Annotated in this window: 23 protein-coding genes and 1 riboswitch; of the genes, 8 read left to right on the top strand and 15 right to left on the bottom strand. The window is 66.4% G+C overall.

Annotated elements, in window-relative coordinates:
- Window positions 1-30: 30 nt before the first annotated feature.
- Window positions 31-230: riboswitch (cobalamin riboswitch) on the bottom strand.
- A 521-nt stretch (window positions 231-751) separates the two neighbouring features.
- The 5 genes from A6W98_RS01900 to A6W98_RS01880 all read right to left on the bottom strand — a co-directional run bounded on the left by A6W98_RS01900 (window position 752) and on the right by A6W98_RS01880 (window position 5,789).
- Window positions 752-1,660, bottom strand: a complete 909-nt coding sequence (locus A6W98_RS01900; RefSeq protein ID WP_042457180.1) for a DMT family transporter — start codon at window positions 1,658-1,660, stop codon at window positions 752-754.
- 50 nt (window positions 1,661-1,710) lie between these two features.
- Window positions 1,711-2,475: an ABC transporter ATP-binding protein gene (locus A6W98_RS01895; RefSeq protein ID WP_042457177.1), complete on the bottom strand. Its 765-nt coding sequence runs from the start codon at window positions 2,473-2,475 to the stop codon at window positions 1,711-1,713.
- Window positions 2,472-3,509 carry a FecCD family ABC transporter permease gene (locus A6W98_RS01890; RefSeq protein ID WP_042457174.1) on the bottom strand — a complete coding sequence of 346 codons (1,038 nt, stop codon included), beginning with the start codon at window positions 3,507-3,509 and terminating at the stop codon, window positions 2,472-2,474. Before A6W98_RS01890 ends, A6W98_RS01895 begins: the two co-directional genes overlap by 4 nt.
- A complete protein-coding gene (locus A6W98_RS01885; RefSeq protein WP_042457170.1) occupies window positions 3,509-4,516 on the bottom strand; it encodes an ABC transporter substrate-binding protein in 1,008 nt (335 codons plus the stop codon). The genes A6W98_RS01890 and A6W98_RS01885 overlap by 1 nt, the downstream gene beginning before the upstream one ends.
- A gap of 403 nt (window positions 4,517-4,919) precedes the next feature.
- The gene (locus A6W98_RS01880; protein WP_042457167.1) at window positions 4,920-5,789 is read right to left on the bottom strand and encodes a LysR family transcriptional regulator; all 870 of its coding nucleotides are present in this window, start codon (window positions 5,787-5,789) and stop codon (window positions 4,920-4,922) included.
- Window positions 5,790-5,927: 138 nt separating this feature from the next.
- Between A6W98_RS01880 and bla the strand changes: the two genes are divergently transcribed.
- Window positions 5,928-6,809 (top strand): class A beta-lactamase, encoded by an 882-nt coding sequence (gene bla, locus A6W98_RS01875; protein ID WP_042457165.1) that lies wholly within the window; start codon window positions 5,928-5,930, stop codon window positions 6,807-6,809.
- 939 nt (window positions 6,810-7,748) lie between these two features.
- Here the strand turns inward: bla and A6W98_RS01870 are convergent.
- Both A6W98_RS01870 and A6W98_RS01865 read right to left on the bottom strand, forming a co-directional pair.
- Window positions 7,749-8,267 (bottom strand): ATP-binding protein, encoded by a 519-nt coding sequence (locus A6W98_RS01870; protein ID WP_052677885.1) that lies wholly within the window; start codon window positions 8,265-8,267, stop codon window positions 7,749-7,751.
- Window positions 8,264-8,608 carry an STAS domain-containing protein gene (locus A6W98_RS01865; RefSeq protein ID WP_042457164.1) on the bottom strand — a complete coding sequence of 115 codons (345 nt, stop codon included), beginning with the start codon at window positions 8,606-8,608 and terminating at the stop codon, window positions 8,264-8,266. Before A6W98_RS01865 ends, A6W98_RS01870 begins: the two co-directional genes overlap by 4 nt.
- Window positions 8,609-8,958: 350 nt before the next feature.
- Between A6W98_RS01865 and pheT the strand changes: the two genes are divergently transcribed.
- On the top strand, window positions 8,959-11,358 hold the full coding sequence (pheT, locus tag A6W98_RS01860) for a phenylalanine--tRNA ligase subunit beta (protein ID WP_042457162.1): 2,400 nt from the start codon (window positions 8,959-8,961) through the stop codon (window positions 11,356-11,358).
- Between the two features lie 29 nt (window positions 11,359-11,387).
- Complete coding sequence (locus A6W98_RS01855; protein ID WP_042457160.1) at window positions 11,388-12,032, top strand: phosphoribosyltransferase; 645 nt, start codon at window positions 11,388-11,390, stop codon at window positions 12,030-12,032.
- Window positions 12,033-12,048: 16 nt separating this feature from the next.
- Here the strand turns inward: A6W98_RS01855 and pheS are convergent, their stop codons facing one another.
- The 3 genes from pheS to A6W98_RS01840 all read right to left on the bottom strand — a co-directional run bounded on the left by pheS (window position 12,049) and on the right by A6W98_RS01840 (window position 14,309).
- Window positions 12,049-13,122, bottom strand: a complete 1,074-nt coding sequence (pheS, locus tag A6W98_RS01850; RefSeq protein ID WP_042457157.1) for a phenylalanine--tRNA ligase subunit alpha — start codon at window positions 13,120-13,122, stop codon at window positions 12,049-12,051.
- A 69-nt stretch (window positions 13,123-13,191) separates the two neighbouring features.
- Window positions 13,192-13,920: a DNA repair protein RecO gene (gene recO, locus A6W98_RS01845; protein WP_042464392.1), complete on the bottom strand. Its 729-nt coding sequence runs from the start codon at window positions 13,918-13,920 to the stop codon at window positions 13,192-13,194.
- A 62-nt stretch (window positions 13,921-13,982) separates the two neighbouring features.
- Complete coding sequence (locus A6W98_RS01840; protein ID WP_042457155.1) at window positions 13,983-14,309, bottom strand: DUF1491 family protein; 327 nt, start codon at window positions 14,307-14,309, stop codon at window positions 13,983-13,985.
- A gap of 72 nt (window positions 14,310-14,381) precedes the next feature.
- On the opposite strand from A6W98_RS01840, the gene A6W98_RS01835 reads away from it, so the two are divergent.
- The 4 genes from A6W98_RS01835 to A6W98_RS01820 all read left to right on the top strand — a co-directional run bounded on the left by A6W98_RS01835 (window position 14,382) and on the right by A6W98_RS01820 (window position 17,208).
- Window positions 14,382-14,603: a hypothetical protein gene (locus A6W98_RS01835; protein ID WP_042457152.1), complete on the top strand. Its 222-nt coding sequence runs from the start codon at window positions 14,382-14,384 to the stop codon at window positions 14,601-14,603.
- Window positions 14,604-14,866: 263 nt separating this feature from the next.
- Window positions 14,867-15,511, top strand: coding sequence for a pseudouridine synthase (locus A6W98_RS01830; RefSeq protein ID WP_042457149.1), 645 nt, complete (start codon window positions 14,867-14,869; stop codon window positions 15,509-15,511).
- A gap of 113 nt (window positions 15,512-15,624) precedes the next feature.
- Window positions 15,625-16,278, top strand: coding sequence for a peroxiredoxin (locus A6W98_RS01825; protein ID WP_042457146.1), 654 nt, complete (start codon window positions 15,625-15,627; stop codon window positions 16,276-16,278).
- A gap of 75 nt (window positions 16,279-16,353) precedes the next feature.
- Window positions 16,354-17,208: a glycosyltransferase gene (locus A6W98_RS01820; protein WP_042457143.1), complete on the top strand. Its 855-nt coding sequence runs from the start codon at window positions 16,354-16,356 to the stop codon at window positions 17,206-17,208.
- A gap of 56 nt (window positions 17,209-17,264) precedes the next feature.
- Here the strand turns inward: A6W98_RS01820 and A6W98_RS01815 are convergent, their stop codons facing one another.
- The 3 genes from A6W98_RS01815 to pnp form a co-directional block, all read right to left on the bottom strand.
- The gene (locus tag A6W98_RS01815) at window positions 17,265-17,873 is read right to left on the bottom strand and encodes a LysE family translocator (protein ID WP_042457140.1); all 609 of its coding nucleotides are present in this window, start codon (window positions 17,871-17,873) and stop codon (window positions 17,265-17,267) included.
- Window positions 17,870-18,322, bottom strand: a complete 453-nt coding sequence (locus tag A6W98_RS01810; protein ID WP_042457137.1) for a GAF domain-containing protein — start codon at window positions 18,320-18,322, stop codon at window positions 17,870-17,872. Before A6W98_RS01810 ends, A6W98_RS01815 begins: the two co-directional genes overlap by 4 nt.
- A 690-nt stretch (window positions 18,323-19,012) precedes the next feature.
- Window positions 19,013-21,154: a polyribonucleotide nucleotidyltransferase gene (gene pnp / locus A6W98_RS01805; RefSeq protein ID WP_042457134.1), complete on the bottom strand. Its 2,142-nt coding sequence runs from the start codon at window positions 21,152-21,154 to the stop codon at window positions 19,013-19,015.
- Window positions 21,155-21,523: 369 nt separating this feature from the next.
- Here pnp and A6W98_RS01800 point away from each other — a divergent pair, with 369 nt between their 5' ends.
- Window positions 21,524-21,982 carry a hypothetical protein gene (locus A6W98_RS01800; RefSeq protein WP_042457131.1) on the top strand — a complete coding sequence of 153 codons (459 nt, stop codon included), beginning with the start codon at window positions 21,524-21,526 and terminating at the stop codon, window positions 21,980-21,982.
- Between the two features lie 84 nt (window positions 21,983-22,066).
- Here A6W98_RS01800 and rpsO read toward each other — a convergent pair whose 3' ends face one another.
- Both rpsO and A6W98_RS01790 read right to left on the bottom strand, forming a co-directional pair.
- Window positions 22,067-22,336 (bottom strand): 30S ribosomal protein S15, encoded by a 270-nt coding sequence (rpsO, locus tag A6W98_RS01795; protein WP_042457129.1) that lies wholly within the window; start codon window positions 22,334-22,336, stop codon window positions 22,067-22,069.
- A 198-nt stretch (window positions 22,337-22,534) separates the two neighbouring features.
- Window positions 22,535-23,173: a hypothetical protein gene (locus A6W98_RS01790; protein WP_042457127.1), complete on the bottom strand. Its 639-nt coding sequence runs from the start codon at window positions 23,171-23,173 to the stop codon at window positions 22,535-22,537.
- Between the last annotated feature and the right edge of the window lie 232 nt (window positions 23,174-23,405).

Genomic DNA, 23,405 nt, shown 5'->3' with positions numbered 1-23,405 from the left:
ATCGCTTTCCCCGGGCAACCCCGCCCGGTTGATAGTGGTTTCATGCCGGCAGGTCTCCTGACTGACGGGTCGTCCGCCGGTCCGGCCTTCCCAGGCAAATGCCCAGTGGCGTTGTCGGACCGTCGCTCGCCGCCTACAGTTGCGGGGGCAGTTTCGGTTCGCGGGCCAAATGGCCTGCGGCGAATTCCCTTTTAATTCCCAAGCGGGAAACCAGCGACCGAGCAGAGAGCATGAAAGCCCTATCGGGTCAACTGCCCGCCGGTCGCAGTCTGCGCGCCGGAAAACCTTACCTTGACAGGCATATAGCTTCTGATGCGTCGAGATGCCCCGGCCCCGAAGCGGCAGGGGGCGGAACGTTGCCAGCCCGGCGGCTTCCTTTGCATCTATGGCGCGGCATGGCAGGCTGGAAACGGTCAGGCGAGATGGGACCTGACGTCGGCATACGGTTCGCTTTGCCGGGCCGTTCGACGGCTGCCATACGGTGCCCGCCGCGGTGTTGAAAACCTGCCGCTTCGGCCCTGCCCGCGACCGCTGTTGCATCAATGCCCGCGCGGGCGGCAAGCCGGTCGGGGCGATCTGCGCCGAGGCGCTCGGGCGGCGAAAGGAGCGGAAGCGTCAGGCAACCCGCCCCGATGGCGATCCAACGGCCCGGCTTCCGGCCATCGCCCGCCTTATCCTTCTTGACCGCAGGATTGCCGGAACTTGCCGGTTAAAGCCGTTCAGAACTTGCGTAGACCACGCGCGCCGTGGGTCATTTCGGCTTTGCCGGACGGGCAATAAAGGCGCCGGTCAGGATCAATGGCCCTGCCAGCAGGAAGGCCAGGCCCGGCAGCTCGGCGAAAAAGGCAAAACCCAGCGCCACGGCCCACAGAACCGAAAGATATTCGAAGGGGGCAAGCGCCGAGGCATCGGCATGGCTGAAGGACAGCGTCATGAGGATATGGGCGATCCCGCCTGCCAGGCCGGTTCCGATCAACAGCAGGAGGGTTGCCGGACCGGGCCAGACCCAGCCCCAGGGCAGCGTCGCAAGGCCGATGAGGGCCGAGACCACGGCGAACCAGAAGGCGATGGCCCCGGCGCCTTCGCCGAGCAATGTCAGCCGGCGCACCTGGATCAGGGCCCCGGCCGTCAGCGCCGCGGTCACGAGCCCCAGAACCACGCCCAGCGCCCCGCTATCGGGCAGGGCACCGGCAATGGCGGGCAGACAGAAGGCCGCCGCTCCGGCAAGGCCAAGCACGACACCGCCGATCCGGCCCGCGCTCGGGCGTTCTCCGAGCAGGGCCCAGCCAAGCAGGGCCAGCATCACCGGCGCGAGATAGGCCAGCATCGTCGCTTCGGCCAGGGGCAGAAGGCGGATCGTCGCGAAGGAGGTGAACATCGCGACCGCGCCCATCAGGCAGCGGCCGACATGCCCCATGGGGCGGGACGTCGCCAGACCGCGAGGCCACTCGCCGCGCCACCACAGGAAGGCGATCAGAGGCAGCAAGGCCACGGCCGAGCGGAAGAACACCACCTGTCCCAGCGGGACCGCATCTCCGAGCGCCTTCACGCAGACGCCCATCATGGCGAATGCGAGGGTCGAGAGCACCCGCAACGCGATGCCAAGCCGTTCGTTCCGGACGGGATGCAGCGGCGCTGCGAGGGAGGACCGGGCCGTCATTTCACTTTCATCCGCACCAAAACCCCGGCCACACGTCCCCCCGGACCGTCTCATTTCGCGCTGAACCGTATATGGGGCCGAGACGCGTCCTGCAATCTGCAGACATGCGCCGTGACGCGGAACACATCGCGCAGGATCTCCCGGGTCAGAACGGCATCCGGTGTGCCGCAGGCGCGCATGACACCCCGTTCCAGAACCACGATCCGGTCGCAGAACATGGCCGCCAGGTTCAGGTCGTGCAGGGCGATGACGCTGGTCAGGTCGAGATCGCGGACCATGCCCAGGATCTCGATCTGGTGATGAATGTCGAGATGGTTCGTCGGCTCGTCGAGGAACATCACCTGCGGTGTCTGCGCCAGCGCCCGCGCGATATGGACCCGCTGCCGCTCGCCCCCCGAAAGGGTCTGCCAGGCCTGTTTCCTGTGCGCGGCCATTTCCACGCGCTCCAGCGCCTGCGTCACCGCCGCCTCGTCGGTCTCGGACCAGCCCGCCAGCGCCGAGCGATGCGGAGTCCGTCCGAGCCGCACGACATCGCTGACCGTCACATTGGTGTCGGTGGCTGCGCTTTGCTGGACAAAGGCCACCTGTCGCGACAATGCCTTGCGCGAGACATGCGCGATGTCCTGCCCGTTGATCCGGACCCGGCCGGAGATTGGCCGCCGCAGCCCTGCCAGCAGCCGCAACAGGGAGGATTTGCCCGATCCGTTGGGGCCGATCAGGCCCAGTGTCTCGCCCGGCGCGACCCTCAGCGAGACGTCCGACAGGATGGTCCTGCGCTTCACGCCCCATGTCAGGTTCTCGGCCAGGATCGTCATGCCTGCGGCCTCGCGCGGTAGAGGATGATCGCGAAGAAGGGCACGCCGACCAGCGCCGTCACGACCCCGATGGGCACGGTCTGCTGGGTTGCGATCATGCGCGAGGCGATGTCGGCGATCACCATGAAGACCGCGCCCACCACCGCGCAGGCCGGAAGCAGCCGCATATGCAATGGCCCGACGATGTAGCGGGCCGCATGCGGCACGACCAGACCGACGAAGCCGATGGCGCCGACCATGCTGACAATGGTCGCGGTCAGCAGCGCGGTCACGCCGAACAGCACCAGCCGGATACGCGCCACCGGCACGCCAAGGGCCGCGGCGTCTTCATCCCCGAAGGTGAAGGCGTCCAGCGACCGCGCCATCCAGATGCAGATCGCGAGGCTGAGGGCGACCACGACCAGCAAAAGCTGGACATCCGGCCAGCGCACGCCGCCGAAGCTGCCCAGAAGCCAGAACATCACATCCCGCGCCTGCTGGGCATTGCCCGAGGTCGTGACGATATAGGAGGTCAGCGCGTTGAAAAGCTGCGATGCCGCGACCCCGGCCAGGATCGTGTGGTTCGGCCCGCTGGTCGCGCCGTTGGACAGGAGCGCCACGAGGGCGAAGGCCGCGAAGGCCCCTGCGAAAGCCCCCAGCGACAGGGACAGGCCGCCCGCCCCGATGCCCAGAACGATCACGCAGACCGCCCCGGTCGAGGCGCCCGCCGACACGCCCAGCACGAAGGGTTCGGCCAGCGCGTTGCGCAAGAGCGCCTGCAGGATTGCCCCGCAGATCGCCAGCCCTGCCCCGGACAGGGCCGCCACCAGCGCGCGGCTCAGGCGCAGGTTCCAGACGACGCTCTGTTCGATCGGCGTGATCTTGGCGCCGGTCAGGCCAAGCTCGTTCGTGACCGACAGGAAGACCGTCCGCAGGCCGATATTGTAATCGCCAAAAGCCGTTGCGGCGGCGATGGCGAAGATCAGGGCGATCAGCGACAGGCAAAGAAAGACGACGAGGCGCGCGCTGCCTTCTTCTGAAACTTCAAAGGACATCACGGCAGATCAAGCGACTTCAGCTGTTCGGCCACCTGCTCGGCGCCGTAGAGGGTGCGGATGCCGGGGTTCATCGCCGCGCCGCTCATGACCACGATCCGACCGTTTCGAACCGCTGGCATCTGGCTGACGGTCGGATCGGATGTCAGGAAGTCGATCTTGTTTTGTGCGGCATCCAGATCCCAGCGATTGCGGTCGACCTGCGTCGCGACGAACACGGTCGGATCCGCCGCGATGATGCCTTCCCAGCCAAGCGCGGGCCAGTCTGCCTCGGTCTGGATGGCGTTGGACCCGCCGAGGAGATCCGCGATATAGCCCGAGGGGCCGTTGCCGCCGCCAAGAAAGGCATCATCGGCGGGCGACGGGCTGGAGAACCAGAACAGGAAGGTCAGATCCTCGTTCCTGGCGAATTCCGCGCGCAAGGCCGCCTCGCGCGCCTTGAAATCCGCGATTACGGCCTGTCCCCGGTCGGTCACATCGAAGATGCGGGACAGGTCCTCGATCTCCTTGTACAGCAGATCCATGTTCCAGAGCTTGTCGCGCGAGCCATAGGCGTCGCCCGCATCCAGCGTCGTCGAGCAGGCGCTTGGCGACAGGTAGGTCGGAATGCCGAGCTCTTCGAAATCCGAGCGGCTGGCGACCTTGCTGTCGGCGCCAAGCAGTGTCGTCAGCATGGCCGCAACGAAATCGGGTTGCTTCGACAGAACGGATTCCAGTGTCGGGAATTCGACGGTCAGCACCTCGACCCCGTCATTGGCCTCGGCCAGTTCTGGCAACACGGCATTCGGCCAGAAGGCGGTGGCCGCCATCCGGTCTTCCAGCCCCAGAAGCAGCATGATCTCTGCGCTGTTCTGGCCCAGAGCCACCGCGTTTTGCGGCGCCTGGCTGAAAGTGACGCTCTGGCCGCAATTCTCGATCGTCAGGGGGTAGTCGGTTGCGGCCTGCACCGCCACGCCGGAGACCGCCAGCACGGCGCTTCCCAGCGCAAGGATCGCCTTTTTCGACATCGGACGATGTCTCCATCAGTGAGCAAATTGGTCAGGAAGCCGGTAATTCGATCCGGGGTGCGGTTACAAGAGAGATTTTGTCGGGATTTGCCCGGGTCGGCGGTCCCATGCCTGCGTATGCCGAACAAGGCGCGATCAAGCCCTGAGGGGACGATGAAATGGCCGGGCCTTGATGCCCTGTGCGGAAGAGGATGCATCCCGGCTGGCTCAAGGACGAAGGCAGGGATGCGCGCATCCCGCGCGGGTATCCGCCTCGAACGGTGCCGCGCGGGGCAGATGCAGCAAGACCTGCTGTGGCGCTGGTCGGTCGGGGATGATGCTCTGCCACTTTCGTCCTGCAGGATCGGTTTGTCATGAGGCCTGGCGCGGATCTCCTGCGCTCGCGACGCTGGAGGGCAACGGGTCACAAGGCGCTTTTGCCCGACAGCCAGCTTGAGAAAATACGCATCGCGGGGGTTGCAGGCCTGTCCGATGGCCAGGCGAGATAGTAGCGTCCGGCCGAGACGGTGATGCCGAAGGGCTGTGCCAGTCGGCCCTGCGCGATGTAGCTCTCGAACATCGTGATCGGCAGCAGCGCCGTGCCGGCGCCTGAAGCGGCCAGTTCGGCAAGCGCTATCGAGCTGTCGAAGACCGGTCCGGTGATCGGCGGGCAGGCCACGCCCGCGGCCTCGAACCAGCCCGGCCATTCCGCACTGCGATAGCTGCGCAACAGCGTCATCTGGCCGAGATCTGCCGGATGCAACAGATGCGCCGCCATTGCCGGGGCGCAGAGCGGCGTAAGCGGTGCCTCGATCAGCGGGATCGCGTCATGCCCTGTCCAGCCGCCGGTGCCGAAGCGGATCGCCATGTCGAGACCTTCGCGCAGGATCTCGACCCGATTGTTGTTGGTCGAGATCCGCAGATCGATCTCGGGATGCGCCTGCGCGAAGGCCGCCAGTCGCGGCATCAGCCAGCCCAGCGCAAAGGTGGTGTTGACGCCGACCTTCAGGACCTCGACATCGCGCCGCCCGCCAAGCCGGCCCAGCACCCGCGCCATCGCATCGAACCCGTGTTCCAGCACCGGGAACAGCAGCCGCCCCTCGTCGGTCGGGACCAGCCCCTGCGACGTGCGCAGGAACAACACCACGCCCAGCAGGTCTTCGAGCCGCGCGATCTGGTGGCTGACGGCGGCCTGGGTCACGCGCAACTCGATCGCGGCTTTGGTGAAGCTGCCCTGCCGCATCGCGACCTCGAACACCCGCAGGGCATTGAGCGGCAGGTCGGGACGGTCCATGGGATTACCTTTTCTAATGTCCAGTCATAAGATTTGTCGTTTGCGGCGTAAGTTCAAGCCGGAATATGAGATCTGTCATGACATCACATGATGTCTTCCCCTGAGCGCCTCAGGCGCGAATCTCAAAAGGACGATCCCATGCGAATTCCCGCATCGGTTCTGTCGCGTGTCGCGGCAGGGCTCTCTCTCGGCCTGTGTCTGGCCTCCGCATCGCTTGCGCAAACCCCTCTGGAAACGCTCGCCGATACCGTCGAACGGGTTGAAAGCCGGCTTGGCGCCCGCATCGGCGTTTCGCTGGTGGATACCGGCTCCGGGCTGTCCTGGACGCATCGCGAGAACGAGCGTTTCCTGATGAACAGCACGATGAAGGTCCCGCTTTGCGGTGCCGTTCTGGCCCGTCGCGATGCGGGGGATCTGTCGCTGCAAACCGAGCTGCCGGTCCGGAAATCGGACCTTCTGGCCTATGCGCCGGTCACGGAGAAACGGGCCGGTGGCGAAATGACCATCGCGGAGCTTTGCCTGGCCGCGATCGACATGAGCGACAACACCGCCGCAAACCTGCTGCTCGCCCATCTGGGCGGCCCGCAGGCCGTGACCCGGTTCTTCCGCAGCGCCGGAGACACGATCAGTCGGCTGGACCGCAACGAACCCGAGCTGAACACCTTCAACGCCGCCGATCTGCGCGACACCACGACCCCGGCCGCCATGACGGAAGCCCTGCGCGGGCTGCTGCTGGGGGATGTCCTGTCCCGGTCTTCGCGCGGTCAGCTGGCAGAGTGGATGAGCCATGGCGGGGTGACGGGCAATCTGTTGCGTGCCGAGGCGCCGGAGGGCTGGGTGATCCTCGACAAATCCGGGAGCGGCACCCACACGCGCAACCTTGTTGCCCTGGTCACCCCGGTCGACGGATCGCCCTGGATCGTCACTATCTTCGTTTCGGATGTCGATGCCGATTCCCAAACACGCAATCGTGCCCTGCAGGATGTCGGCCGCGCCGCGATGGCGGTCATGCGGGATTGAAATGATCCTGCCCGGAGTACCGTCATCGCTCCGGGCAGGATGTCGTCGGTTCTCCCGTGGCTGCACCCGGCCCCTTCCTTTGAAAACGCGCCGCGCCGGGATGGGCCTGAACGGCATGGCCGCGTCGCGTGTCATCGGCATTATCGGCGGGGTCCATGGCCAGATCGACCTTGTGCCATTGGTACCGTTCCTGAACCTGCATGCGTGCCATTCATCGTCGCCCGGGAGCTCAATGCCATTCGGCACTGTCCCCGAACCAATGTCGGCAAATGACCTATTGTCCGCCAACGGTTTGAGAAAGCCCAGTGCTCGGCGGCTCGAGATCTCGAGGGTTCACGGGAAGACCTCGGGAATCTGCCAGTTCAGTCAGGCCAGTCTGGTCCCGCCAGTCCAGCAGGCTGGCGGGAATTCGGGCAGTCTGCCGCGTGGCAGGGCAGGTCGGACGTGACCGCGATCGACAGACAAAGCCGGGTCGCGGCATCCGGGAACACCGTAGGGTGGCCGGGGCTGGGGTCATGCGGCGCGAGAAAGGTCGTCACTTTGCCCGGCCAGATCGACACTGACCCGCGCCTGCGCAGCGAAGCAGAATGGATGAGCCCGTTGGTTGTGCTGGGGCGGGTGACTGAGGGCTTGCTTGTACCGGCCGCTTGACCGCAGGGATTCACTTTGTGAATTCTCAGCGGTCAAATTCTGCGAGGGACAATTTCTGAGAAATGTCCACCCAAAGGCATGCGCCGCTGGAAGCGGTGAATGGTCTCATGAGCAACCACGGCTGGGTGCAGGGGGTAATCGGTGAAGACCTCGGCGCCACGTTCTGGGTGGGGGCTGATATCGAACGTGACGCCGAGGGAAGCCAATTGCAGCTACCCTTGCAGTATCTCATCGGATTTGGGCCTGTAGGGGGAAGGTTGGCGGTTTTTTTGCGACTAGCAGCGCGATCTAGCAGTCTTCGTTCAGCGGCACGGTGAAGCGCAGCCGGTTCTGGTTGCCGTTGCGGCTGTAGTCGAGGTCGCGCGCGAAGGCGCGGATCAGGAACCAGCCGAACCCTCCTTCCGGGGCGGTCTCGGGCCGGAACTCCGCGCCGGCCATGTCTGCGTTGATCTTTTCTGCGTCGGGGAGGCTTTCGCCGGGCATCGGGCGGCCGTAATCGCGCACGTCGACCCGCAGCCAGATCCCGGCGCGGACAAGCCGGAGCTCGATCGGGCCGCTGCGACCCCCGGAATAGGCATGTTCGACGATGTTGTTCAGGACCTCGGCCAGCACGATCTCGGCCATGCCGAGCGACCCGTCAAAGGGCATCGACGGGCCGAAGCGTGCCCGCATCTCCAGCAGGGCGGCCCGTACGCCGAGCGGTGTGGCCTCGACGATCACGGGTGGCGGGCTGTCGGCAGGCAGCCGGGACGACGTGTCTTCCGCCGCCGGAGACGCCTCGCCACGGGGCGCGCGCGACAGGGTCATGCGATGCCTTGCCTTTCGGGGAAGGCGCTATCGAGGCTGTCATGGATGGTGAAGACGCGGTCCATGCGGGTCAGGCGGAAGACCTTGTCGACATTCGGCGTGAGGTTGCACAGCTCGAGCTTGCCGCCCGGCCCGATCAGCTTCATCACCGAGACCACGGCCCCGAGGCCGCTGCTGTCCAGGAAATCGACGCGGCCGAGGTCCAGCACGACCCGCCCGGGGCCGTCGGCCGCCTGTTCGCGCACCGCCTCCTTGAACCGGATGGCGACCGCTGAATCGATCCTTTCCTCGTCGACGACAATGTGAAGAGCGTCGCCGCGCAGTTGGGATTGCAGTTTCATGCCGTCCTGACTCCTGCTGACATGTCGGCGAGGCTAGACGCCATTTCTTACCGTCCAGTAAGCGTGGATCGGGAAAATGACGCGAGAATGGCATGGAGGAGGTGGTTGTCTGCGGTGCCGGGCGCAGTCCGGTGACGCTTCTTCATGGGCCCGAAACGCGGTGCCTCCGCCGCGCTTGGCCGCGATCTGCATCGGCGGTAGCGAGGATGCCGCCATCGGCCGGGTCCGAGAGCCCGGGCGCAGGCCGGCCCGGCCGCGGCGCCATGCCCGGTCGGGCCTTGGCTCTTTCGCAAGGGCGCCCTTTGGGCTAGAGACAGGCCCGACCCGCGACCCCAGAAGGCTCATCCACGATGAAATTCACCCTGTCCTGGCTGAAAGAGCACCTCGAGACCGAGGCCACGCTCGACGAAATCCTCTACGCGCTGACCGATCTCGGGCTCGAGGTCGAGGGCGTCGAGAACCCGGCCCGGGCGTTGCAGGAATTTACCATCGGCAAGGTCCTGAAGGCCGAGCAGCATCCCGATGCCGACCGGCTGCGGGTCTGTCAGGTCGCGACCGGGCAGGGCGAGAAACAGATCGTCTGCGGCGCCCCCAATGCGCGCGAGGGCATCACCGTCGTGATCGCCCATCCCGGCATGTATATCCCCGGCATCGACATCACCATCCAGGTCGGCAAGATCCGCGGCGTCGAGAGCCACGGCATGATGTGTTCGGAGCGCGAGATGGAGCTGTCGGACGAACATGACGGCATCATCGAACTGCCCTCGGGCGAGGTCGGGCAGAGCTTTGTCGACTGGCTGGCGGCGAACGATCCGGCCAAGGTCGACCCGGTGATCGAGATCGCGATCACGCCGAACCGGCCCGATGCGCTGGGCATCCATGGCGTCGCCCGCGATCTGGCCGCGCGCGGCGTCGGGCGGCTGAAGCCGGTCGAGGTGGCGCCCGTCGCAGGCAGCTTCCCCTGTCCGGTCACCGTCACCATCGACCCCGAGACCCAGGCCAACGCCTGTCCGGTCTTCTACGGCCGTGCGATCCGCGGCGTGAAGAACGGGCCGTCGCCGCAATGGCTGCAGCAGCGGCTGAAGGCGATCGGTCTCCGGCCGATCTCGGCGCTGGTCGATATCACCAACTACTTCACCTATGACATGAACCGCCCGCTGCATGTCTTCGACATCGCCAAGCTCGGGGGCGGGCTCAAGGTCCATGCAGCAGCGGGCGACGAGCAGTTCCTCGCGCTCGACGGCAAGACCTATGTCATCGAGCCCGGCATGACCGTGATCTCGGACGCGACCGGTGTCGAGAGCCTGGGCGGGGTGATGGGCGGCGAGACCACCGGCTGCACCGAGGCGACCGTCGATGTCTTCCTCGAGGCGGCCTATTTCGACCCGATCCGCACCGCCATGACCGGCCGCGCGCTGAAGATCAACTCGGATGCGCGCTACCGCTTCGAACGCGGCATCGATCCGGCCTGGACGCCCGAGGGTATCGAGGCCGCGACCCGGATGATCCTCGATCTCTGTGGCGGCGAGGCCTCCGAGCTGGTGGTCGCGGGCGCCGTGCCCGATATGGCGCGGGCCTACCGGCTGGATACCGACCGGGTCGAAAGCCTGGTCGGCATGGAGATCCCGGCTGAAACCCAGCGCGCCACGCTGACCGCCCTTGGCTTCCGGATGGAGGGCGACATGGCGCATGTGCCGTCCTGGCGCCCCGATGTGCTGGGCGAGGCCGATCTGGTCGAGGAGGTGGCCCGCGTCGCCTCGCTGACGAAGCTGGAAGGCAGGCCGATGCCGCGGCCCCAGCCCGGCGTGCCGACCGCGATCCTGACCCCGATGCAGCGCCGGTCCTCGGCCGCGCGGCGGACCTGCGCGGCGCTGGGCTATAACGAATGCGTCACCTATTCCTTCGTCGACCGCGCCAGTGCCGTGCTGTTCGGCGGGGGCAGCGACGCGATGGCGCTGGAAAACCCGATCTCTTCCGAGATGAGCCATATGCGGCCCGACCTGCTGCCGGGGCTGTTGCAGGCCGCGGCGCGGAACCAGGCGCGCGGCTTCGCCGATCTGGCGCTGTTCGAGGTCGGCCCCGCCTTCCAGGGCGCCGAACCGGGAGAACAGCATATCCAGGCCACGGGCCTTCTGGTCGGTGCCGCGGCGCCGCGCGACCCCTACGGTTCGCGTCGTCCGGTCGATCTTTACGATGCCAAGGCCGATTGCGAGGCCGTGCTGGCCGCCATCGGCGCGCCCGCCAAGGCGCAGATCCTGCGCGCGGCCCCGGACTGGTGGCATCCGGGCCGGTCGGGGCGGGTCTGCCTCGGGCCGAAGAAGGTGCTGGCCAGTTTCGGCGAGCTGCATCCCAAGGTTCTGGCCGAGATGAACGTGAAGGGTCCCGCGGTCGCCTTCACCGTCTTCCTCGAAGAGACGCCGATGCCGCGCCGCAAGGGCGCGACCCGCGCTGCGCTGACGGTCTCGGACCTGCAGGCGGTCGAACGCGACTTCGCCTTCGTGCTGGAGGAAGGCGTCGAGGCGATGACGGTGGTCAATGCCGCGACCGGAGCCGACAAGGCTCTGATCGAGGAGGTCCGGGTCTTCGACGAATTCGTCGGCGGCGCGCTCGGCGAGGGCAAGAAGTCGCTGGCGATCACCGTTCGGCTGCAACCGACCGACAAGACCCTGACCGAGAAGGATATCGAGGCTGTCGGTCAGAAGATCGTGGCCAAGGTCGAAAAGGCGACGGGCGGTACGCTCCGGCGCTGAGCTGCCTGGCCGCAAAGGGAGGGTGCGCGATGTTTCAGTCCCGAGAGGCGGCCGGACGGCTTCTGGCCGAAAAGGTTCTGGCGGCAGAGCCGGAAAACCCGCTGGTGCTGGCGCTCGGCCCCGCAGGGGTGCCGGTCGCGGCGCCGGTGGCCCGGGCGCTGGGCTGCCCGCTGGACCCGATTTTCGTGAAAGGCATCGAAGCACCCGGCACTCCCGCACTGGCGGTGGGGGCCGTGGTCGACGGCGCGGCGCGCGAGGTGCTGTTCGAGGCCGACAGCCTTGCCGCGGCCGGGCTGTCCCAGGCCGATTGCGCGGTCGGGGTAGAGGCCTGCCTTGCGGAAACCGCCGCTGCCCGTTGCCGCCTGCTTGGCGGGCGGGCGCCCCAACGGGTTTCGGGCCGCACCGCCATCCTTGTCGCCGACGGGCTTGCGAGCGGCGCCTCGACCCGCGCGGCGCTGCGGGCGCTGCATAATCGCGGCCCGCTCGAGATCTGGCTGGCGGTCCCGGTCGGTCCGCAGGAGGTGGTCTGGAAGATGCGCGGCATGACCGACCGGCTGATCTTTCTGGAGGCCCCGCGCGATTTCCGCGGGGCGGCCGCCCATTACGCCGATTTCGCTCCGGTCGGGGATGACGAGGCGGTCCGGCTGCTCGACGAGCTGCTTGCGCGGCGCTAGGGCCGCGCCGCCCGTATCAGGCGCTGAGCCCGCCCTGCAGCGTCGGCACGTCCAGCGCCGAGAAGCCGTAATGCCGAAGCCAGCGCAGATCGCTGTCGAAGAAGGCGCGCAGATCGGGAATGCCGTATTTCAGCATGGCCAGCCGGTCGATCCCGATGCCGAAGGCAAAGCCCTGCCACTGTGAGGGATCGACGCCCGCTGCGCTCAGAACCTTGGGATGCACCATCCCCGAGCCCAGGATCTCCATCCAGTCGTCGCCCTCGCCGATCTTGAGGCTGCCATCTGCCCAGGAGCAACGGATATCGACCTCGGCCGACGGCTCGGTGAAGGGGAAATGCGAGGCGCGGAAGCGCAGCTCGACGCCCTCGACCTCGAAGAAGGCGCGGCAGAACTCTTCCAGCACCCATTTCAGGTTGGCCATGGAAATGTCGCGGCCGATCGCCAGCCCCTCGACCTGATGGAACATCGGTGTATGGGTCTGGTCGTAGTCGCAGCGATAGACCCGGCCCGGCGCGATCACCCGGATCGGCGCGCCGGTCTCCTGCATCGCGCGGATCTGAACCGGCGAGGTATGGGTGCGCAGCACATGCGGCGGACGGTTGTCACCCTCGGCGCGGCTCATGAAGAAGGTGTCATGCTCCTGCCGGGCCGGGTGCTCGGGCGGGATGTTCAGCGCATCGAAATTGAACCAGTCGGATTCGATCTGCGGCCCCTCGGCAACCGAAAAGCCCATATCGGCGAAGATCGCGGTGATCTCGTCGGTGACCTGGCTGACCGGATGGATCGTGCCCTGCCGCCGCGGCCTCCCGGGCAGCGTCACGTCCAGCCATTCGGCCCGGAGCCGCTCGTTCAGCGCGGCATCGGCCAGCGCCGCCTTCTTGGCCGCCAGTGCCGAATTGATCTCGTCCTTCAGCGCGTTCAGCTTCGGGCCCATCTCTTGGCGTTCCTCGGGCGTCATCCTGCCCAGTTCGCGCATCTTCAGGCTGACCTCGCCCTTCTTGCCGACGGCCTGCAGCCGCAGCTCTTCCAGCGTCGGCTCGTCCGCCGCATCGGCAATCGCGCCAAGATATTTCTGCCTGAGCTCGTCCATGCCGGCCGCCCCTTCACATCCGTTCGGCGGCGTCGATAGCACAGCCCCCGGGGAAAGCAAATGCGCGGCTCAGCCGGGCGCGCGCGCCAGCAGCCGCACCAGCCGCGCCCGCGCGCCGGGCAGCGGCCGGTCGCCCAGCGCGGGCGCCAGCCATTTCGAGAGGAAATGCCCGGTCAGGCGCAGGCCGCCGGCAATCTCGCCGGGCATCGCCGCCCCCTGGCCCATCAGGCAGGGCGGCAGCGGCAACAGCCGGTCGGCCCAGTCGCCCGCGCCCGCCCGGCTTACCGCGCGGCCGCTTTTCGGCGAGACGAAGGCCAGATCGTCGCGCGCGCCGGTGACCGCGCAACGGCCGAGGTCAAGCCCGAACCCCATCTCCTCAAGGAGCGCCATCTCCCAGCGCAGATAGGCCAGCGGCCAGTCCCCGTCCGCGCCCAGAAGATCGAGCAGCGCGACCGAGCGGGCATAAAGCCCGGGATGCGGCGCCCGCTCGGGCAGGGCAAAGGCCAGAAGCGACGTCACCGCGTCAAGCCCGGCCAGTGCTGCCGGATCGCCCATCACATGGCCAAGACGGCTCCGCAGCGGCTCGACCGCGAAGGCGCCGAGGTGATCCTCGAGCCGTGCCTTCCACACCGCCGAAAGCTGTGCGCCCGGTTGCAGCACCGGCGCCAGCCGCCGCCCCGCGCCGCCCCGGACCACGCCCAGATGGCGACCATGGCCGGGGGTGAACAGCTCGACGATGGCCGAGCTTTCGCCATGCGGGCGCATCGCCAGCACCACCCCCTCGTCGCGCCACTCGATCACCGCCTTACCCCCGCTCCGGTCTTCTTCTTGGCGAAAATACCCATGACCCGACGCTGCCGTCACGCAAGGCCGTCGGCACCCAGCAGATGGCGGCCGTCCCGATCTTCGACCTCGATCACCCAGAGATCCGGGTCGAAGCCCCGCTGGCGTCCGATGGCGGCATCGACCTCGGCCTCGCCGCCTTCGGCCAGCTCCATCCAGCGCCGCTCGCCCGAATTCAGATCGAAGGCGCGCTGATAGGCGCGGGCCTGCCCGTCCAGCGTGTTGAGCTTGACCAGAACCGCCCCCGCGGTGTCGTCGCCATGCGCCACCACGAAGGCCGGGATGCCCTCGAGCCTGAGCCGCGCCAGATAGGCCTGCACCCAGAATTCCGCGGTCAGACGCATGGCGCCTCCCCTTGGCCTGTGCGGCGCTTCGCTCTAGGCTGCGGGAAGGATACAGAAAGAGGCTCGCGATCCATGAAGGCCATCCGCCATATTCCGCCGTTCTTCCTGATGATCTTCGGGGTCGGCATCCTGTTGAACCTCATCGTCCTGACCGGGCTGTCGCATGCGGCCATCCTCGTCATCCTGCAGCTTTTCGCAACGCTGGCGATGTGCGTGGCGCTTTATGTGCTGATCATCCGGCATTTCATGACCCGTATCGGCGGGGCGTCCGGGACCGGCGACTCCGACGCCTGAGGCCGCCTTCGTTCGGGCACCCCGCGCGCCGCCGGTTCTCTTCTGACCCGCATCCTGGGGCATTAGGCGATTTCATCGCCCGGTTACAGGGGGGGCTGTCACGTCCGCGGCATCGGAAAATACCAGCCCGGTCTTGCCGCGCAGCAGGACATCTCCCTGCCTCGCAGTATCGGGCGTTCCTCGATCCTCGCCGGACGCTCCGACCTTGCCCCGAGCTTGCTCCGACCTTGCACCGGCGGACCGAACCGGCTACCGCGCGGCGCATGGACAGCTATGCGCCCCCCGACACGCCGCTCGATATCCTGCATCACGACCATGAGCTTCTGGCGGTGAACAAGCCTCCGGGCCTGCTGTCGGTGCCGGGCAAGGGGCCCGAGCTGGCCGATTGCCTGCTGACGCGACTGCAGTCGGTCTTTCCCGAGACGCTGCTGGTGCATCGGCTCGACCGCGACACGTCCGGGGTGATGGTCTTCGCGCTGACGCCCCATGCCCAGCGCCATCTGGGGCTGCAATTCGAAAAGCGTCAGACGAAGAAGACCTATGTCGCCCGGGTCTGGGGCAGGCTCGCGCCGAAGACCGGCACCGTCGATCTGCCGCTGATCGTCGACTGGCCGAACCGGCCGCGGCAGATGGTCGACCATGAGAACGGTCGCCCGGCCGTCACAGACTGGCGCGTCGTTCGCTATGAAGAGACCGCGACCCGGGTTCGGCTGTTCCCAAAGACCGGTCGCAGCCACCAGCTGCGGGTCCATATGCGCGAACTGGGCCACCCGATCCTGGGCGATCCCTTCTATGCCGAAGGTCCGGCGCGTGCGGCGCCCAGGCTGATGCTGCATGCCGAGGCGCTCCGGCTGCGTCATCCCGATGGTGGCGCAGGGATGAATTTCACCTCCCGGGCTCCGTTCTGACCCCCCTGCGACATGTCGATTTCGCGGTTGCGGCGAAAAGGGGGATGCACCCGCAGCAATTAGAACCTATCTAAGAAGCGGAACGCATTTCTCATTTCGAAAGGAACCCGCCCATGTCCTTGCGCATCAATGACATCGCCCCGAATTTCACCGCCGAGACCACCGACGGTCCGATCGATTTCCATGACTGGATCGGCGACAGCTATGCCGTCCTGTTCTCGCATCCGAAGGATTTCACCCCGGTCTGCACCACCGAATTCGCCGCTGCCGCCCGGCTTTCGGGCGAGTTCGCGAAGCGCAATGCCAAGATCATCGGCCTGTCGGTCGATCCTGTCGAAGAGCACCTGAAATGGAAGGCCGATATCGAGACCCATGCCGGTTGCGACGCGTCCTTCCCGATCATCGCCGATGACGGGCTGAAGGTCGCCAAGCTTTACGACATGCTGCCCGCCGAGGCTTATCTGCCCGACGGCCGCACGGCGAACGATTCCGCCACGGTGCGGACCACCTTCATCATCAATCCCGACAAGAAGATCGAGCTGATGCTGATCTATCCGATGACGGTGGGCCGCAATTTCGACGAGATCCTGCGCGTGCTCGACGCGATCCGGGGCAACAAGACCGGTCCCTTCGCCACGCCCGCCAACTGGCGCCCCGGCGAGGACGTGATCGTCGGTCTTTCGGTCTCGACCGAGGAGGCGCGGGCCCAGTTCGGCGAGGTCGAGGAGATCTTCCCCTACCTGCGCAAGGTCAAGCAGGCGGGCTGAGCCCGGCCGCTCCTCCCGCTTGGCTTTGGCGGGGGGAGCGCCTATCTGGGGGGCTCACGTCCCCGGGGGCCAGCGATGCGATCCGAACTGATCCTTTCGACCTACAACAACCCGCGGTCGCTGGCGCTCTGCCTCGAGTCGGTGGCCTGCCAGCGGGTCGCGCCTGGCAGCATCTGCGTTGCCGATGACGGCTCGGGCCCCGAGACGAAGGCGGTGATCGAGGCCTTCGCGGCCCGCCATCCCGACCTGACCGTTCGCCATCTCTGGCACGAGGATCGCGGCTTCGAGAAGGGCGCGATCCTGAACAAGGCCATCGCCTCGTCCGGGGCCGATATCATCGTCTTCATAGATGGCGACGTGCTGATCCATCCCGATTTCGTCGGGCGGCATCTGGCGCTGACCCGGCCGGGGCGGTTCGCGACCGGCAGCCTGATCCGGCTTGACGCCGAGGCCACCGCCAGTGTCACCCCCGAGCTGGTGCAGGACGGCACCGTCTTCGACCGTCGCTGGCTGTCGGAAAACCGTGCGATCCGCAAGCTGTCGACTTGGCTCAAGACCCGGCCGTTTCCGGTGCCGGTCATGGCCGTGCTCGACCGGCTGTCGCCGGTGACGCGGGCGCTTTGCGGCGCCAATGCCTCGGTCTGGCGGGCGGATCTGCTGAAGATCAACGGCTATGACGAGACGATCAAATATGGCGGGCAGGACAAGCATCTGGGCGTGCGGCTGAACAATGCCGGGGTGAAGGGCGTGCATCTGCGCTATTCCGCCCCGCTGGTGCATCTCGATCACCCGCGCGGCTATGCCGATCCCGAGAAGATGCGCCGCCACAAGGCGCTGATCAGGGCCGCGCGAAAGAGCCATCTGTTCTGGACCCCCGATGGCATCGTCAAAGGCGAAGCCGGTGCGGACGGCTGGGGCGGGAAGGCCTGACCGGAACGGGGCCGTCGACGGGCGGGCGAGGCTGGCCAAGAGGGCCGGAGGCGGGTTCAGAGCGCCGAGGCGCCGAGAAGTATCCCGTAAAGGATGAAGCAGGCCGCCAGCACCTGCCGGAGCCGGGTATTCATCACCGCCCCGAGCGCCAGCCCGCCGAGCCAGGCGCCGAGCGCGGTATAGGTGCTGTAGGAAAGCGCCGTCAGCGTCAGCGCGGTCGGCACGATGGCGGTCATCTGCCGGGCGATCGGAACGCCCGGCTCGACGAATTGCGAGAAGGCGGCAAGATAGCCCGCGACGCTCTTGGCGTTTACCGTCGCGATCAGGAAGGCGCGGCCATAGATCGAGGCGCCGGAGGCCGGACGCGGGGCGACCGCGATGGCGGCATTGCGCCAGCCCCGCAGTCCAAGCCAGATCAGCACGGCCGCACCGAAAAGCTTGGCCCAGGCAAAGACCGTTGGGCTGGCCGCGATCAGCGCGGTGATGCCCGCCGCCGAAAGTGTCAGGAACAGCGCCGCCTGGGTCAGGATCGCCGCCACGCCCCAGAGCGCGCGCGGCAGCCCATGGGTCATGCCATTGGTGATGCAGTTGACCGCGTTCGGACCCGGCGTGGTGACGAAAAGCGCCCAGAACAGCGCGAAGACGGCCCAGGCCTCGAGGCTCATCGGGCGAAGGTCTGGGCCAGAAGCCGCGCCAGACCTTCGGCATCGGTGGCGTCGAAGGCGGCGGGGCGGTCGCTGTCGATGTCGAGCACGCCCAGAAGCGCGCCCGTCCCGTCATGGACCGGCAGCACGATTTCGGACCGGGTGGTCGAGGAACAGGCGATATGGCCCGGAAAGGCCAGGACATCCTCGACGATCTGAACCTCGCCGCTGCGGGCCGCCGCGCCGCAGACCCCGCGCGAGAACGGGATTGTCAGGCAGCCATGTCCGCCCTGATAGGGACCGATCTTGAGCATTTCGGCACCGACATTGCGGTAAAAACCGGTCCAGTCGAAGCGGTCATCGGCATGGTGCAGCTCGCAGGCCATGGTCGCCATGAGCGCCACCGGATCGGTCTCGCCTTCGGTCAGCGCCGCAAGCGTTTGCGACAGGGCATCATAATCAATACGCATCGTCCGCTCCGTTTCCTGCGGGCGCCCGGGCCGCCCCTTGCCGATCCTTGTATCGTCGCCCCCGCACGCTCTGCGTGCAGCGTGCCGCAATCCTCCGCCGCAGGTCCGGGCCTCTCTTAGCAGAATGGGGCATTTCCGCTACTCCTTCCGTATCGGGGCAGGCGCGGGCGATCCGGTGTCGGTCTGCTGCCATATCCGCAAGGACGACCCTTGTGGTCCCGATCCCGAGGCATCCCGGAAGGGACAGGGACGGCATGCGCGAAGGCGTCCTGGGCCGGAGCGCAAAGGCCGACAGCCTCAAGCACCGGATCGCGCGACCGACCGGCAGCAGGACAAGGATCGCAGCCGCGCGATCGTTCCGACGGCCCTGCGCCTGGCAGATCGCCGTCTTGCATCCGGGCCGCTGCCCGCGCCGCGCGGATTGCCCACGGGCGTCTGCCCCGGCCGCGCTCAAGGAGGCGGCGCAGGGGCTTGCGCGCCTGCCGACAGGAGCTTGGGGCGTGAAAACGGCCAAGGGCAGTTCATATCGGCATGGCCCTGGGCTGGAGGCTTGGGCCGAGCAGATGCTCCTTGTCGGAGCGTTGCCGTGACAGCCCGCCCCTTTCCCGGAGCCCGGCATCGGTGGGGGGAGACGGAAAGAGGCGCGGCCCTCGCGGACCGCGCCCCTTTTTTCCGGATATTCCGAAGCCCTTATTCGTCGGCTTCAGCTTCCTTTTCCTTGGGGGCTTCCTCGCCGGTCGCCTGGTCGATGGATTTCATCGACAGGCGCACCTTGCCGCGATCATCGAAGCCCAGAAGCTTGACCCAGACTTCCTGACCTTCCTTCAGCACGTCGGAAGGATGGTTCAGGCGGCGGTTCTCGATCTGGCTGACATGGACCAGACCGTCGCGCTTGCCGAAGAAGTTCACGAAGGCGCCGAAATCGACGATCTTGACGACGGTGCCCTTGTAGATCTTGCCTTCTTCCGGCTCGGCCACGATCGAGTAGATCATGTCATAGGCCTTCTTGATCGCATCGCCATTGGCCGAGGCAATCTTGATCACGCCATCGTCGTTGATGTCGACCTTGGCGCCCGAGACCTCGACGATCTCGCGGATGACCTTGCCGCCCGAGCCGATCACTTCGCGGATCTTGTCGGTGGGGATGGTCATCGTCTCGATCCGCGGCGCATAGGCCGAGAAATCGCCGGCTTCGGTCAGCGCCTTGGCCATCTCGCCGAGGATGTGCATCCGGCCGTCCTTGGCCTGGGCCAGGGCTTTCTCCATGATCGCAGGCGTGATGCCCGCCACCTTGATGTCCATCTGCAGCGAGGTGATGCCCTGCTCGGTGCCCGCGACCTTGAAGTCCATGTCGCCGAGATGGTCCTCGTCGCCGAGGATGTCGGTCAGGACCGCGAACTCGCCATCGTCTTCCAGCACCAGCCCCATGGCCACACCGGCCACCGGAGCCTTCAGCGGAACGCCCGCATCCATCATCGACAGCGAGCCGCCGCAGACGGTGGCCATCGAGGAGGACCCGTTCGATTCGGTGATCTCGGAGACCAGGCGGATGGTGTAGGGGAAGTCGGTGGGCGCGGGCAGAACCGCCTGCAGCGCGCGCCAGGCCAGCTTGCCATGACCGATCTCGCGGCGACCGGGGCTGCCCACGCGGCCGACTTCACCGACCGAATAGGGCGGGAAGTTGTAATGCAGCAGGAAGTTCGAGCGGAAGTTCCCGTGCAGCGCGTCGATGATCTGTTCGTCATCGCCGGTGCCCAGCGTGGTGACGATCAGGCCCTGGGTCTCGCCGCGGGTGAACAGCGCCGAGCCATGCGTCCGGGGCAGCAGGCCCACTTCGCATTCGATCGGCCGGACCTGGGTCAGGGCGCGGCCGTCGATCCGGCGGCCATGCTTGACCACGTCGGAGCGCAGCACGGTCGATTCCAGCTTCTTCATCGCCGAACCGAGATTCGTGTCCGCCAGTTGCTCTTCGCTGAGCGAGGCCTTGATCTCGTCCTTGGCGGCAGACACCGCGGCGACGCGGGCCTGCTTGTCGGTGATGGCATAGGCGGCGCGCATCTTCTCTTCGCCGACGGCCTTCACCGCTTCGTACAGCGCCGAATAGTCGGGCGGCGTGAAGTCGAAGGGTTCCTTCGCCGCCGCTTCGGCCAGGCTGATGATCAGGTCGCAGACCGGTTTGATGTTGTCATGGGCGAAGGTCACCGCGCCCAGCATCTCGGCCTCGGTCAGCTCGTAGGCTTCGGATTCGACCATCATCACCGCGTCGCGGGTCCCGGCGACCACGAGGTCTAGCCGCTGATCGGGATTGGTGCGCAGGCCCTGCATGTCGTCGACATCGGGGTTCAGCACATATTCGCCGTCCACGAAGCCGACGCGGCAGCCCGCGATCGGGCCCATGAAGGGCACGCCCGAAATGGTCAGGGCGGCGGAGGCCGCGATCATCGCCACGATGTCCGGGTCATTGACCAGATCGTGGGACAGCACGGTGCACATCACCAGAACTTCGTTCTTGAAGCCGGGCACGAAAAGCGGACGGATCGGACGGTCGATCAGGCGGGCGGTCAGCGTCTCTTTTTCGGACGGCCGCGCCTCGCGCTTGAAGAAGCCGCCGGGCACCTTGCCCGCAGCATAGTATTTTTCCTGGTAGTGGACGGTGAGCGGGAAGAAATCCTGCCCTTCCTTCTGTTCCTTGGCGAAGGTCACGTTTGCCATGACCGTCGTTTCGCCCAGGGTGGCGATCACGGACCCGTCGGCCTGACGGGCAACCTTGCCCGTCTCCAGCGTGAGGGTCTCTTCCCCCCACTGCATCGATTTGGTCGTCACGTTGAACATTCAGCGTATCCTGCAAGGGAGCACTCCCGGGCCCTCCCGGGTCTCCCGTTTGAAATGGCGGCCCCATTGCCGCCGACCCCTCCTATCCTTCTCGAGTGCCGGGGTCCGGGCACAACGTCTCAGATGCATGCGACATAAGGAAAAATGGGCCATTTGGAAAGGACGAAGTCGTTAAGGACGTCGTTCCCGGGGGGGGCGTCCCGGTGTTCCGGCTGCCCTGGTGAGGTGCCCGGCGAGTTGCATGGGCCGAAACCCGGCTATGCTCAGTTTGAGTCTGGAAGAGATGTAATTTTCGTGGATGGTGGCCGCAAATCAGGGACCATCGACTCGCCCGTGCATGCATGGTGCGAGTATACAGGAGCTAACCTCATGGAAACGAAAGCATTCGGGACAATCCCGCTGGAAGACGGCCAGGCCACGCTGCCGGTCGGTCCCGGGATCGTGCGTCCGGCCAGCCTTGACGCCTTGGCGACGCTGAAGGATCGCGAGGCGATGGCCGCGCTGTCGCAATTTCTTGATCGCCTGCCGCGGCATATCGAAAAGGCGCGCGAGCATTTCCTGGACAATTACGAGGCTGTGGCGGCCAATGTTCCGGCCTGGCTGCATGAGAACGAGCCCGAGGTCTTCCGGGCGATGTTCGGCGATGCCGCGCCTTCCGAGATCGACGCCGAGGCGCTTTGGACCGCGCTCGATCTCAGTTCGGTCTGGACCCGCGACGACACCGCGGTGGTGCTTGATCTGGGCTTCCGCGAGACGCCGATGACCCATGCCTTCGCGGCCGAATTCAGCTATGACGGCACCTTGACCGGGCTTGCTCTGGCCAGCTGACCGGGGCGGGCAACCGCATCTGTGGACATGAAAAAAAACCGCGTCCCGAGGGGCGCGGTTTTCGTTTCGGGCAAGATGCCGGGCTTAGCGGCGGATGCCGAGGCGTTTGATGAGGTCCTGATAGCGGGCCACTTCCTTGCCTTTGAGATAGTCGAGAAGCTTCCGGCGCTGGGCGACGAGCTTGAGCAGACCACGGCGGGAATGGTTGTCCTTCTTGTGGGTCTTGAAATGCTCGGTCAGCGTGGTGATCCGGCTGGTCAGGATCGCGATCTGGACTTCGGGCGAACCGGTGTCGCCGTCCTTCGATCCGAATTCCTTGATCAGGCGGGTCTTTTCTTCGGGAGTGATCGACATCGGGGTCTCCTTGTCTGAGAGGGTGATGGCGCAAGCCGGGATGTCGTCCAGCAGGGCCCTTGGAGAAAGCCCGCCCCGGCACGGGACGGATGCGGGCATATAGGAGATTCTCGCAGGTTTTGAAAGCGGAACCTGCGGGTCGCGATGCGGGCGCCTTGGCCTGCCCCGGCCCGGGCCGGTCGTTTCAGGCCTGGCGTTTCAGGCTCTGGCGGCCAGTGCGTCGGAGAGCATCGTATCGGGCACCAGGCTCAGATGGCCGAGCTGCAATGTGGCGGCGGCGCCGGTGACGATGGCCAGCGGCTGCCCGTCGATGCGGATCAACGCGTCCCCGGCGCCGGTTTCGGTCGCATCGATCGACAGGACAGGGGCGGGATGAGTGGTGCTGTCATAGACCACGAACAATGCATCGGCGGTCTGGTCGTAATCGTCGATCACCGTGGGCAGGGACCCGCCGTCCTCGAACAGATCCTGTACCGAGAAGATCTCGTCGACGGCGCCCAGGGCCGCGTCGGCAAGACATGTTTCCGCGACCGGCAGGTCCTTGTCGTGGACATGGTCGGCGGGGAAGGGAAGATCGTCGGCATCCATGCTGTCCGGGCCGCCGGACAGCCAGGAAAACAGCAGTTCGTCGGCGCGCGACATGCCGTCGATTGCGGGCCCGGCTTCGGCCGGTGCGGCGTGAAGGTCCATAACCGCCATCAGGTCGTCGGTCGCATGATCCGGGGCAGGCCCGTCGCCGGATCCGGTCCCGCCGGCGGCATGAGATCGGGTGCTGTCATCCGGATCGGCGCTGGCGCCGACGGCCATGACGCCCAGAAGATCCACCATGGTGATCATCCTTCGCTCCGTAGCAAGAGGTCGACCGCCGTTCTGCATGCGGTCCTCGCCAATTTCAGCCTATGTCCGGTTTCGGCCCACGGCTATCTCATTCAGGTTAAGTGGTTACCGTTCCCTGAACGACGCCGTCTCCGAACGGCATTCGTGACGATAGGGTCTCTCCGCAGCCGGGGCAGCGAGCCCCAAACTCGGCACAGAGGTTTCGGGCCGCGGAACGGCGCGGGTCTTGAAG

The sequence above is a fragment of the Rhodovulum sulfidophilum DSM 1374 genome (assembly GCF_001633165.1).
Taxonomy (GTDB): Bacteria; Pseudomonadota; Alphaproteobacteria; order Rhodobacterales; family Rhodobacteraceae; genus Rhodovulum; species Rhodovulum sulfidophilum.
This window is presented reverse-complemented; position numbering and strand designations above follow the sequence as displayed.